Source organism: Rubritalea squalenifaciens DSM 18772 (assembly GCF_900141815.1).
Classification (GTDB): Bacteria; Verrucomicrobiota; Verrucomicrobiia; order Verrucomicrobiales; family Akkermansiaceae; genus Rubritalea; species Rubritalea squalenifaciens.
The window spans coordinates 657,074-670,425 of record NZ_FQYR01000004.1 but is presented as its reverse complement, the minus strand read 5'-3'; the positions used below and the strand labels follow the sequence as shown (position 1 = coordinate 670,425).

Genomic DNA, 13,352 nt, shown 5'->3' with positions numbered 1-13,352 from the left:
AAGATCTTCTTTGCCTAAATTTGACCGCACTCGATACTTTGATTCATCTCCAGAGCTGGAGAATCCTCTGATGCTTGGCCTACAATCACAGCTGGCACCCCAGCCACAGTCGCATGCGCCGGCACATCATTAAGCACCACGCTACCTGCACCAATCTTGGCACAGCGGCCGATTTCCACGCGCCCCAAAATCTTGGAACCCGCTCCGATCAGAACTCCGCTGCGAACGATAGGGTGACGGTCACCCTCCACTTTACCAGTACCTCCCAAGGTCACTTCATGGAGAATGGATACATTATCCTCAACAATGGCAGTCTCACCGATCACCACGCTAGTCGCATGGTCCAGGAGAATACCGCAACCGATGCGCGCTGCCGGGTGAATATCTACCCCGAACACCTCGCTACAGATGCTCTGGAAATACAAAGCCAGTGAGGTACGGTCCATCTTCCACAAGAAATGAGATACACGATAGGTCGCCATTGCCATGAAGCCTTTAAAGAACAGCATAGGCTCCATCGGTGACTTACAGGCAGGATCACGCTCATAAATGGCCATCATGTCCGCTGCGGCACTACGGGTGACCATAGGATTGTTTACGAATACATCCTTTAGCAAAGGCATCAACTCTCCGCGACTCATGTCCTCTCTGCCCAATTTACGGGAGAGACGAGCCGCCAGAGCTGTCCCCAAACATGGTCGATCCAAGATCACATCTGAGAGAAGTGACTGAAGTTGAGGCTCATTTTTTGCCAGACTTTCTGCTTTATTTCTTACTGCCTGCCAGACCTCATCAACCGTGATTGAGTGAGACTGACACAAAGTGACAGCATTAGGACTAGAATTTATGGTCATGATATGATGCTTTCTGCTCGTGAGAGTATCCCAGAAATTAGAATACGCCTGCCGTGCTATGGCTCAACTCGCAAAGCGAGCCGATGGCCAGACTATTACACGCCTTGACGAGATTGCGCAACGTGAAGACGTGTCTGCAAATTTCTTGGTGCAGATTTTGAACGACCTTCGCCGTGCAGATCTCGTTATTAGTAAGCGAGGCAAGCTAGGTGGCTACCTTCTCGGAAGAAAAGCTGAAGAAATATCACTTTACGATATTGTCAATGCTGTAGACCCATCCGTGTTGGGATCTTCTGCTACTACTGACGGTGAATCTGGAGAGCTGATTCGTCAGGCGTGGGACAATGTGGGCAACACTTTAAACAACGCCCTTAAGAATATCACTTTGGACACCCTCCTAAGCCAAGGCAATAACACGATGTTTTACATCTAAGATCCTCTGCACCGATTTTATGCAAGCCGCACCACTAACGTGCGGCTTCTTTGTTTTCACGAAAGCGCTGCAAACCTCAAAAAGTTCTCCCCTCAATTTGCGCCCGTGACATCTGGGCAAAAAAAGAAGCGACCCGAGTGAAATCTTCCCTGGAAAAACCCAAAAACCAGATGAGACATTCAATCGGGCCGCCTGCTATTGTCGCGACACGCAGAGAATAACCTCAGAATCGGATCCGTCAATACTTTTCTACTAAAAAATGTAAAAAAAGTTTTCAGCACCAGTTTTTTACAAAGAATGACTACATTTCCCCCTTGTCACGACACAGAACAGAGAAGCATCATTCGTCCGCTCTACCGCAAACCATTCACCGCCTCATGACAACACTGCTAATCGCACTGGGTTCCATGATCCTCTACCTCATTGCCTACAATACCTATGGCAAGTGGCTGGGTCAGAAAATATTCAAGCTAGACCCCAACACCAAGCCACCATCGATCGAGCTGGAGGACGGCAATGACTACGTCCCCACAAAGAAAGGCATTGTCTTTGGCCACCACTTTACTTCGATCGCAGGCACAGGCCCCATCGTAGGCCCCGCCTTGGCGGTCATCTGGGGCTGGGTCCCCGCCCTGCTCTGGGTCCTCTTCGGCTCTATCTTCATTGGAGCCGTGCATGATTTCGGTGCTCTGGTCGTTTCCATGAGAAACAAAGGGAAGACGGTAGGAGATATCGCCGGTAGCGTGATCAACCCCAGAGTGCGCTTCCTATTCCTGCTGATCCTCTTCCTCGCCCTGACAATCGTCTTGGCCATCTTCGGACTCGTGATTGCCTCTGTCTTCAAGCAATATGAAGCAGCCATCATACCCTGCCTGATCCAGATTCCACTGGCTATTATTATAGGCTTATTTGTACACAGAAAAGGAGCCAATATTCTCATCCCTTCCCTCATTGCGCTAGCCATCATGTACCTCTCTGTTGCCTATGGAGACGTTGGCGTCCTTCACGATTGGAACCATCATATGGGAGAAAAATGGTCACCACTCACCTGGTGCTCACTCCTGCTGATCTATTCCTATGTGGCCTCGGTTCTTCCCGTCTGGACCTTGCTCCAGCCACGTGACTACATCAATTCCCTGCAGCTCATCTCTGCGCTCGCACTCGTGGTGATCGGACTACTCGTGGCAGGCCTCTGGGGTGGAGCTCCCGTCGATGGCGTACGTCCTCCTCTGGAAATCGCCGCTCCAGCCATTGAGGAAAATGTCAGCCTCAAGCAGCTTCCTCTCATTTTCCCCTTCCTATTCATCACCATTGCCTGTGGCGCGATCTCAGGTTTCCACTGTTTGGTCTCCTCAGGCACCTCCTCCAAGCAACTGCGTTGCGAGACTGATGCTCAATTCGTAGGCTACGGCTCCATGCTTACCGAAGGCTTTCTTGCGGTACTGGTCATTTTAGCCTGTGTGGCCGGTCTCGGACTCGGGGTTCACCAAGAAAATGGCACCCCCCTCCTCGGGTTAGATGCTTGGAACTCCAAATACATGACATGGTCTACCTCCAGCGGCCTCGGGGCCAAAGTAGGAGCTTTCGTGGAAGGCTCCAGCAACTTCCTCACAGCCATGGGAATCTCCTCCAACTTTGCCAAAGCTCTGATGGGAGTCTTTGTCGCCTCCTTTGCGGCAACTACACTAGATACGGCTTGCCGCCTCCAGCGCTACGTCGTTCAAGAACTGGCCACCTGCTTCGACTCCAAAAAAGAAAGCACCGCAAGCGCCCCCAAGAATCCACTCTCCATTCTCAAAAACAAACACGGAGCCACGATCTTCGCGATCATTGTCGCCTTCGGCATGGCCGCCCTCCCCGGCAAGCCTGGTGCAGCCTATGGTACGGGAGGTCTCATCCTCTGGCCCCTTTTTGGCGCCGTCAATCAGCTGCTAGGCGGATTGGCCTTCCTCGTCATCCTCTTCTGGATGCGCAACCGCGGCCTTTCCACCTGGTTCGTGATGATCCCCGCTGTATTCATGCTCGCACTTCCCGCATGGGCCATGCTTTACCAAATCTTTGTAGCCTCCATCGGCTCTGAAACCAGCTGGATCGAAAATGGACGTTGGTTACTCGTAAGCATCGGCCTTACCACCATCATTCTGGAGATCTGGATGATTGCCGAAGCCCTGATGGCCTGGCGTAAACTCACCAAGCAAAATGAAGCTCTCATAGAAGGCGTCACCGAATAAATCTGCGCGTTCTGGATTGATTGACGCAAAAAATCCGCTACCACCCTCAGCGTGCTAGCGATCAAAAAATTGCGCGTCGAATTTGGCGCTCGGGTTCTCTTCAACGACCTCTCTTTCACCGTAGCCGCCAAGGAACGTATTTCCTTCGCGGGCCACAACGGAGCGGGTAAGTCCACGCTCATGAAGTGCATTGGTGGGGTCATCGACGCGAATGCGGGCGAGATTACCAAACCGCGCTCATGCCAGATCGGCTACCTTCCCCAGGAAGGCATCCATATTTCAGGCGTCACTCTCTGGGAAGAAACAGAATCCGCCTTTGGCGAAGCCAAGCGTATTCAGGAAGATATCGATCGCCTCTCCGAGCGCCTACCCACACTCGACAGCTCCACAGAGGAATACATGGAGCTCCTCCACCGTATCGGAGACCTGGAGCTGAAACTTGAGCACTTCAACCCGGCCACCATGAAGCCACGCATCGAGTCCGTCCTGACTGGTCTTGGCTTCAAGCGCAGTGATTTCCAGCGGGACTGCTCGGAATTCTCGGGCGGATGGCAGATGCGTATCGCCATGGCCAAACTCTTCCTGCAGGAGCCCGAAGTTCTCCTTCTCGATGAGCCTACCAACCACCTGGACATCGACTCCCAGACCTGGATGGAGCAATACCTTTTCAACTATCCAGGCGCGATCATCATCATTTCCCACGACCTCGCCCTGCTCGATGCCCTGACCACCCGCACCATCGCTTTCTCTCACGGCCGTGCAGAGGAATACGCCGGCAATTACTCCTTTTACCTCAAGGAATCCAAACTCCGTAAAGAGATTCTTATCAAACAGTACGAATCCCAGCAGCGCGAAATCGAGAAAACCAAGCAGTTCATCGACCGCTTCCGCGCCAAAGCCTCAAAGGCCTCCCAAGCCCAGTCACGCCTGAAGCAACTGGAAAAAATGGAGCTCATCGAGATTGAACAGGACGATGCCGTCATGAGCTTCACCTTCCCTGCTCCTCCCGCCTCCACCCAATCCGTGGCCAAGCTGGAGAAGGCCACCAAGTGTTACGGGGAAAACACCATCTTCTCCGACTTCAGCTTCGAAGTGGAAAAAGGTGAGCGCCTAGCCATCGTAGGCCCTAACGGTGCAGGCAAATCAACATTCTGCCGCTTGATCACCGGACAGGAAGAACCGGACTCTGGCGTCTATACCTTGGGCCCCAAGAGCGCCATCTCCTTCTTCTCCCAGAACCACGCAGACGAACTGGATCCGGACAAGACTGTGCTCGACATCTGCACTGAGGCAGCCTCCCGCGAGAACGCTCCTGTCGTTAGAAACATTCTTGGCTGCTTCCTCTTCCGCGGAGATGATGTCTTCAAGAAAATCGGTGTCCTCTCTGGAGGTGAGCGTTCACGTGTGGCCCTTGTCCGCATGCTGGTCCAGCCCGCCAACTTCCTGATTCTCGATGAGCCTACAAACCACCTGGACGTCCAATCCCAGGAGGTTCTCCAGAACGCCTTAAACGACTACCCAGGCTCTTACCTGATCGTTTCTCACAACCGCTCCTTCCTAGACCCCATTGTCACCAAAACTCTGGAATTTAGACCAGGAGAGCATCCCACACTCTATCACGGGAATGTTTCCTATTATCTGGAAAAGAAAGAGGAAGAGAAAAATGCGGCTAAAGCGCAAGCTGGCGCTACTAACAGCACCACTGCCGACTCTGGCTCTAAGGTCTCCCGTAAAGAACAGCGCAGGCTTGAAGCTGAAATTCGCCAAAAACGCAATAAAGTCCTCAAACCCCTCCAAGAGGAATTTGAAAAACTGGAAGGATCCATCGGTGAAATCGAAGCAGCTCAGGCAACCCTAACCGAGCACATGTCGAAACCAGATGTCGCCTCGGATTCGGCAAAAATGCAGGAGGCATCGGCCGCTTATCAAAACCTCAGTAATAAACTTGAGAAAGCCTACAGCCGCTGGTCTGAGTTAAGTGACGAAATCGAGAAACTAGAAGCAACTCTGGGTTAGTGCGTAACAAAAGAAATTTTGAGATATATCAACGCTTTCTTGATACTTTGCTAAGATTATGTAATGGTAACCGCGGGTAGAAGTTTTACCCTTTTAGATATGTGTCCGAGCCTTTGTCCCCAAGAAAAGGTTTGAACGCTTCTATCCGTCTAACAAACGAAATCAAATAATAGAATGGATTACGCTACACCAAACCCAGAAGCTCTTGATAATACTACGCCCCAAACCCCTGCCCCTACAGTAGGTCAGGCTGCCGCAGACTTGCGTCACGCAGCTTCAGACAAAGCTCGTGAGGTAGCTAGTGAAGCAAGCAGCAAGGCCAAGCAGCTGAAGTCAGCCGCTACTGAGAAGGCTCAGCAGTTCCGCTCCTACGCAGGTGAGAAGGCAAGTGCCATCAAAGAGACAGCCGTAGCTAAAGCTACACACGTAAAAGAAGCGGCTAACGAGAAGTTCATCCAGAGCAAAGACAAAGCCAAAGAAGTTCACACCGCTGCTGAAGACTACGTCCGTGCACACCCTACCAAGTGTGTACTCGGAGCATTCGGTCTCGGCATCGTGATCGGCCTGATCTCTCGCCGCTAGTAAATGCTTGATGCATTAGATTCAGGCGAATAATACTTTCAAGCCGGCTCCCCTGTTACCGGGCTGAGCCGGTTTTTGCTAACCACCCCAATCGTACCCATGCAAGAGCCAGAAACCCAAAACAAGCAAGATACTATCAGCATCAAAGACACCGTCATGTTTTTGAAAGACTCTGGGGTTGATTACCTCAAGGTCAAAGCTGAGCTTGCCTCGCTTGAGGCAAAAGAAGCTGCACAATATGGTGTCAGGAAAGCCACCATTGGAGCCATAGGCGCCTTCTTTGGCTTCATCGCCTACTTGCTTCTGTTAGCGACAGTGATTGGGGCTGGCAGCCATTATCTGGAAGGGAAAGTTCCTCAGGCTGAAAAATACATCGGTACATGGCCATTGGTGGCCTTGGCTCTTTTGATCATCCATGCTCTTGTGGCCTTCATTTGCCTGGACAAACTGAAGCGAAAGACCAACCAAGAATTCTTTACCCTCACCAAAGCTGAAATAGAAAAAGATAAATTATGGCTGCAGGAAATGAAATCGAACAGCGAAAGCTAGCGCTAGTTCAGCAGATGGAGGAGCACCGCAATTCCATCACAGGTGCCAAACTTCTCCTTAACGACCAGATTACCTCCCGTAAATCCGCCCTCAAGGAAAAGCTTAATGTTCCTAAAAAGATCAAGCAATCCATCCAGGAAAAGTCGACCAAGTGGCTCATAGGCGCCTTGGCCTCCGGCACGGTGATGGCCTTCCTAGGCAGACGCCGGTCCAAACGCAAGCAGGAGAACAAGAAAAAGAAATCTATCTTTCTCACTCTCTTGATCGCACTCTCGCGCCCATTCATCAAAAAGTATCTCGTCAATGCCCTTAGGCAATACTCTATGGCGAAGCTCCAAGCCAAAACCGGGCTACCCATCGGACGACGCGGCTATGACTACCAGCAAGCTGGCCAGGTAGAACATTACTAGGGGGAACAAGCCTCCCCCTGACTTCTTCCTAACTCCTCTTTCCCTGCTGTCAGATAGAGGATAGATTCAGTCTCAGCTTCCTTATTTTTTATCCGAATGTCATTCAGACGCCTCATCATCAGGCTACGCATGCTACTCACCCTCCTCATGGTGCTGGGCTGTGCTGCGCTGGTTGGTGGTGCTGTCTATCTCAATGAGGTCGGCCTCAATGATACTGCTAGGGACCGTATCTCCAAAGAACTGGAGGATTTCGGGATCTACACGGATTTTGACAGCTTACGTTACGACATCACCAAGGGTCTGACCGCTGACAATGTCACCATTTACAAAACCAAGAAGAAGCTCACTCCTGTAGCAAAACTCCCCAATATCGTCATCTCCGTCGATAAGACCAAATTGATGAGAGGGACGTTAAAAATCGAACGGATCTCACTGATCGACGCTTTTCTCGATCTGCCGGTAAACCCTACCGATCCAAATAGTCCGCGTCTGGTACTCCATAACGCCTCAGGCACCATCAACCTTCCGGACAAGGACGCCATCAACACGAGTGACCTCTCCGCAACTTTTCGAGGCATCCACATCAAACTGGCATGCAATATTTGGAGAGACCTGGCCGCAGAAGCTGAAGAGCCAGACGCTGAAGCATCCAGACTAAGGGCTGAAAAATACCAAGCCTTTCTTGACCACCTCTCTAACTGGACCTGGGATGAGGGCTCCCCTCCAGATATCAATCTCTTCTTACAAGGCAATTTATCAGCCCCTGAAAATATGGAGCTGGCTTTCAAAGTACGCTCCAGCGACCTCTCCTATAAGTCCTACCAAATGGAACAAGTAGACATTGAGGGGGACTACAAGAATGACCTGATCACCTTCGACAAGCTGGCCTTTATCAACCAGGATGACGACTTCAGCACGACTGCAGACTTTGACCTGATTCATAAAGAAGGAAGATTCAAAGTGAACAGCAGCATTCATTTCCAGAACTTCGCCAGACAATGCTTCAATTATGAAGTCGCGAGCAGCTTACTTATCACTGGAGGGAATTACATTCAGGCCAACGGCAGCTTCAAACTACCTGCCAACAAAAATGAGAAGCTGAATTTGAAAATGATCGGCCACGCTGTACTCCGGGAATTTAATTACAGAGGTACGCTGATCAACCAGATGGAATCTGATTTCTCTTGGAACAATGGTGATGTCTACCTCGACAAACTGGAGATTGACCATCCGGAAGGCACCATCACAGGACGCATCCTCATCAAAGACGACCTGACGAAGTTTGACGCTGTCTCCAGCCTCAAGGCCCGCACCTTCTTCCCCTTCCTGAAAAACGAGAACCTAAAGAGAATCCTCTCTCGTATCGAATTCACCGAAGAGTCCAAGATCAGAGTAACCGCCACAGGATCCATCAATAGAAATGACCCACGAGACTGGGAGTCCACCGGCCACGGGTCCTTTACAAACATCACCTACAATGGCGTCGCCTTGGACAGCTTATCCAGCGACTACAACCTGAACCGCGCCTCAAGTGACTTCTTCAATATCCGGGCCATCCTTGATTTCAGGGATTACGAACTACGTAAACAATTTGGCGGATCGGCCACAGGAACAGTAGAGGTCGCCAAAATCCATTTCGACCGGAATGAGAAATACGTGGATATCGACGAGATTAAAGCCACCTCTTGGCCATCCCCTGTGATTCGTCTTTTCAACACACCAGCTGCAGATCATGTGGAAAGTTACCGCTTCCATTCCCCTCCCACCATCACAGGTGGTGGGAGAATCGGCACCGTCAAAGGCTCTCAGGACACCAAACTCAGTCTGAATGTTGTCGCTAATAGCACTACAGACTACAACTTCCTCAAGCGTGATCTCAACCTCCGTGGACTAAAGGCTAAAGTCATTATCAGCCCGAATCTCGTCGAAGTGAATAACCTGAGCGCTAGAACCTTCAGCGGCCCGGTGAGCGGCTATGTCCACGTGGCTCTCCCTAGGGAGAAAGGAGACCCCAGCCACTACAGCGGCAGACTACAGTGGGATAAATTGCAACTGAACCAACTGGGGAGAAAATACGAACTCAACAACACCAAACAAGGCCACCTCACTGGAGCCTTCAAATTCACCGGAGAATCCACCTCCGTCAATAAACTCAACGGTCACGGCAACATTGCCTTGGCCAACGGCAATATGTTTTCAGCCCCTGTCCTGGGCCCACTTTCCACGCTGATTGACGGCGTCCTGTCCCCGGTTTCCAAGCAAAAGATGCTGCATGAGCGAGCGAAAAACGCGTCTTGCAATTTCACGGTCAAAAATGGCGTTTTCTACACGCGTGACCTCGTCTCCACTACGCCAAATATCACCTTCACAGGTGAAGGATGGATCGACCTCAACAGAGAATTGATCGATCTCACCATCCGCATGAACTACCGCGGACTCATGGGATTGGCCGAGGTCCCCATGAAAATCATCGAACTTCCATTCCAGGCACTCCGCACGATCTTGTCAGGCAAGCAGGTCAAGGGTTTGCGACAGTTCCGTGGCACCGGAAAACTCAGCGACCCGAAATGGAGATTTACGCCATTTGAGCCCCCGAGAGACGGGAAAAATGACCCGATTTTCAAAAAACCGCCACGGGCTCAAATTGTCGAATAAAGCAAATTCATAGTTTCTTAGACAATTTGCCACTACTGTGCCGATGATGTTATAGCACCACCCTAGATTTTCTTTGGAATTTTAGGCAATTAATAGCATGCTATAGGCGTATATACCTTGATACCCATAGGGGTAGACGAGTATTATACCCAGATCCCCTCCCAGAGAGTTTAATCCATCCAGACATGTCAGAAGAGAAACCCAAAACCGAACATTTGGCTCCACTACCTGAATCTCTCAGAATTCAGTTGGAGCAGTTCCGTAAACAGCTCTGGAGAATCAAGATACTTGAAGCCACTATGGCAGGCTTATTTGGCCTCTTGTTTTCCTACATTCTCGTCTATGGTTTGGACCGCTTCTGGCCCACTCCCCCCCTCGTTCGCCTCATCATCCTGATCACCGGCGTCTCACTTTTCGCTATTTTCGCACCAATCTGGATCAACCGCTGGGTATTCAAGCACCGCCGGGAAAACCAGCTCGCCAGATTAATTGCCAGACACTACCCGCGACTCGGTGACCGACTACTCGGAGTGGTGGAGCTTCAGGACCAGAATGAGGCTGCCACCTCCATGTCTCCACGGCTGAGGGCCGCAGCTATGGAAGAAGTCGCCAAAGCAGCGCGCGAGCGCGATCTTGACCGCGCACTGCCCGCATCCAGCCACCACAAGTGGGGACTGGTAGTGGTCCTGCTCTTTTTCCTGACAGTCATCGCTGGCGTGATGTCACCGGATGCCAGCTTCAATGCCTTGAAACGCTGGTTGCTGCCACTTTCTGACACCGAGAGATTCACATACACTAAGCTGGATAAAGACCAGTTACCCCAGCCCTATCATGTTCCCCATGGTGAGGACTACTCCATCGACTTCCAGCTCACCAAGGATTCAGACAAGCCAGATGAAGCCAAGGCCCGCCAAGGCATGCGTGAATGGCAAACCGTTAAACGAAACGACCGTACTTACGCCTTTGACTTTAAAGGGCAAAGCAAAGACGAAACGGTCAACCTGCGCATTGGCGATTCTTATCACGATATCCTCGTCAAGCCAGTCTATCGCCCTACCCTTACTGAGATTTCAGCCAAAGTTGAGTACCCAGAATACCTGCAGCGTAAAGCTCAGGTCATCGATCTTTCTTCAGGTGTGGCCACGATCCTCGAAGGCAGCAAGGTCACTGTCATGGCAAAAGCTGACAGAGACCTCTCGGCTGTCGAAGCAGGACCAATGGAAATCACCCCCATCTTGGAAGCCATCGATGCACAAGAACTTCCAGAGCCACCTTCTGCTGAGGAAGAAACTGCCAAGCCAAGTGCTGAAGCGTCTCAGCCCACCTTCCAAGAGCTGAAGGCCACCTATTCAGGCAACCATATCAAGACTGATTCTTTCCATGCCGTTTCAGCCAACATCAAGCTCCCTCTCAACTGGACGGACAAATATGGAATCACGGCCAGAGAGAAGAGTGTCCTTACTTTCAATAGCCAGAAAGACATGGAGCCTCATGTTTACATTCAAGGCGTCCCTTCGGAAATTTTTAAACTAGCTGAAGAAACACTCACCTTTGAGATCCAGGCCGAAGATGACTACGGACTGAAAGCTGCCGGTATCGAATGGCAGGGAGAGTTCACTAAGCCGACCGCTAAAACCCCAGCCAAGGGAGAGCTGACACTCATCCAAGGTGCACCTGACCAGACTACACTCACCGATATTGTCGACTTCTCCTTTGAGGCCTACAACATTGAGCCTCAAAAGCTCACTCTCAGGGCATGGACAGAAGACTACAAGACAGACCGAGGCCGCATCTATTCGGCTCCAGTGACTGTTTACATCCTCACTCGCGATGAGCACAGGCAACTCATCGAGCGTCGCACCAAGGACGCCATCAACCGCCTGGAGGATCTCATGCGTAACGAGCAGGAAAGTTTGGACGAGAACAAACGCCTGGACCGCAAGACCGGAGAGGAACTCCAGAAAGATGAGAACCGAGACAAGCTAGGCCAGCAGGAAAACGCGGAACTAGACAATGCTGACCGCATGAAAGACCTCGCGGAGGAAATGGAAGACATCTTCAAGGAGGCCACGCGCAATGGAGACATCGATACCGATACGATGAAAAAGCTGGCTGAAAGCGCTGAGCAAATGAAGGAAATGGCGGAGAAGGAAATGCCAGACATTGCCCAAAAGCTGCAAGATTCCCAGAACCAGCGTAACACGCAGGAGAAAACCGACCAGGACGTCCAAGACGCTGTAAAGAAGCAGGAAGAGCTACTGCAAAAGATGCAGGAAACCATCAGTAAAGCGAACGAAGCCAACAAGCAACTTGAGGCTGGCACCTTTGTCAATCGCTTGAAAAAGGCTGCGTCTGAGGAAGATGGCATCGCCAACATACTGATTCGTGAGCTTAACCGCTCAATGGATGCCTCCGAAATGCTGATCGGCCTCAGCTATGAAGATCTTGATCCTGAAGACCAGCGCACCTTCCTGGAGCTTTACACTCAACAAGACCAGACCAACTCAGATGTTCGATGGATTCAGGAAGACTTGGGGCACTTTTACTCCAGAACCCAGAAAGAAGTTCACAAGAAGCTCCTAGACAGCATGCGCGAGTCAGCCATCGACGACCGCATGGATATCCTCAAAAACGACATCAAAAAAGCACAGGCCAACCTCTCCATGAACCAGGCCAAAGACATGGCCGAGCAATTGCGAAAATGGGCTAAAGAGCTCGAGAACGCCAACGACCAAGGTGGCGGTGGCGGCGGCGGTGGTGGCCAGTCCAACAACGAAGACCAAGATTTTGAGTTCATGCTAAAAGTCATGAAGATGATTCAAAAGGAGCAAGACATACGAGCCCGTACTCGTTCACTGGAGCAACTCAAGCGTGCCCTTGAGAACAACCCCACTGTTCCTAGCCCAACCCCTATCCCATAGCCTACCGTGAAAAAGACTTTCCTCTATCTAACTGCAGCCGCTGCTATGAGCGGAATCGTGCACGCCCAATCCGACTTCGAGAAAGACTTGGAAAAGTTCAAACCGAAGAAGTCTGAAGGCTCCCCAGCAGAGATTCTCAAGAAGCATGCTACAGGTTCCAAGAAGACATCCTACGATCAGGATGAACTCTCTGCTGACGTGCAGGACCTCATCCAGGAGCAGACAGACGATAAGGTCATCCAACTTCTCGAGAAAGCAGAGATGCTCATGGGTGAAGCTACCGACAAACTCGAGGGCAAGGATACGGGCGGTGAAACCATTGCGATCGAGACGGAGATCATCGAACTTATCTACGAAGCCGCAAAACAAAAGCAGCAACAGCAATCATCCAATGGCCAGCAGCCACAGGACAGCGCCATGATGGAGATGCTCCAGCGCATGATGGGCAAACAGCCCGGTGAAGGTGAAGGCCAAGGCGAGCAACCAGGACAACAACCTGGCTCCAAAGGTGGTGAAGGCATGACTGGCGATTCAGATATGGCTCACAAAGACGTGGACGGCAATGCCGATGGCAAAAGCAGCGTGCGCCGCGTACCAAAGAGCTCTGGCACTGCAGGCTCCGCTCTTCCACGCGAGCTTCACAAAGCACTCGATGCCTTTAACAAAGCCACTTCAGAGAAAGCCAACCGCTAATACCCGGG

10 protein-coding genes are annotated in these 13,352 nt (G+C 51.2%); 9 read left to right on the top strand and 1 reads right to left on the bottom strand.

Features of this window, described 5'->3' with window-relative positions:
- Positions 1-14: 14 nt before the first annotated feature.
- Positions 15-854 (bottom strand): serine O-acetyltransferase, encoded by an 840-nt coding sequence (cysE, locus tag BUB27_RS13035; RefSeq protein WP_143184283.1) that lies wholly within the window; start codon positions 852-854, stop codon positions 15-17.
- A 19-nt stretch (positions 855-873) separates the two neighbouring features.
- Between cysE and BUB27_RS13030 the strand changes: the two genes are divergently transcribed.
- The 9 genes from BUB27_RS13030 (at position 874) to BUB27_RS12990 (ending at position 13,344) form a co-directional block, all read left to right on the top strand.
- Entirely contained in the window at positions 874-1,287 is a 414-nt protein-coding gene (locus tag BUB27_RS13030; RefSeq protein WP_268793976.1) for an RrF2 family transcriptional regulator, read from the top strand.
- A 377-nt stretch (positions 1,288-1,664) separates the two neighbouring features.
- Positions 1,665-3,518 (top strand): carbon starvation CstA family protein, encoded by a 1,854-nt coding sequence (locus BUB27_RS13025; RefSeq protein ID WP_143184281.1) that lies wholly within the window; start codon positions 1,665-1,667, stop codon positions 3,516-3,518.
- Positions 3,519-3,569: 51 nt separating this feature from the next.
- Positions 3,570-5,534, top strand: coding sequence for an ABC-F family ATP-binding cassette domain-containing protein (locus BUB27_RS13020; RefSeq protein WP_143184280.1), 1,965 nt, complete (start codon positions 3,570-3,572; stop codon positions 5,532-5,534).
- A gap of 174 nt (positions 5,535-5,708) precedes the next feature.
- Positions 5,709-6,116, top strand: a complete 408-nt coding sequence (locus BUB27_RS13015) for an ElaB/YgaM/YqjD family protein (protein WP_143184279.1) — start codon at positions 5,709-5,711, stop codon at positions 6,114-6,116.
- Positions 6,117-6,215: 99 nt separating this feature from the next.
- Entirely contained in the window at positions 6,216-6,665 is a 450-nt protein-coding gene (locus BUB27_RS13010) for a phage holin family protein (protein WP_143184278.1), read from the top strand.
- On the top strand, positions 6,629-7,075 hold the full coding sequence (locus BUB27_RS13005) for a hypothetical protein (RefSeq protein ID WP_143184277.1): 447 nt from the start codon (positions 6,629-6,631) through the stop codon (positions 7,073-7,075). Before BUB27_RS13010 ends, BUB27_RS13005 begins: the two co-directional genes overlap by 37 nt.
- 96 nt (positions 7,076-7,171) lie before the next feature.
- Complete coding sequence (locus BUB27_RS13000) at positions 7,172-9,730, top strand: AsmA-like C-terminal region-containing protein (protein ID WP_143184276.1); 2,559 nt, start codon at positions 7,172-7,174, stop codon at positions 9,728-9,730.
- Between the two features lie 185 nt (positions 9,731-9,915).
- Positions 9,916-12,651 (top strand): GtrA domain-containing protein, encoded by a 2,736-nt coding sequence (locus tag BUB27_RS12995; RefSeq protein ID WP_143184275.1) that lies wholly within the window; start codon positions 9,916-9,918, stop codon positions 12,649-12,651.
- A 6-nt stretch (positions 12,652-12,657) separates the two neighbouring features.
- Entirely contained in the window at positions 12,658-13,344 is a 687-nt protein-coding gene (locus BUB27_RS12990) for a DUF4175 domain-containing protein (protein WP_143184274.1), read from the top strand.
- The last annotated feature ends 8 nt before the right edge of the window (positions 13,345-13,352 follow it).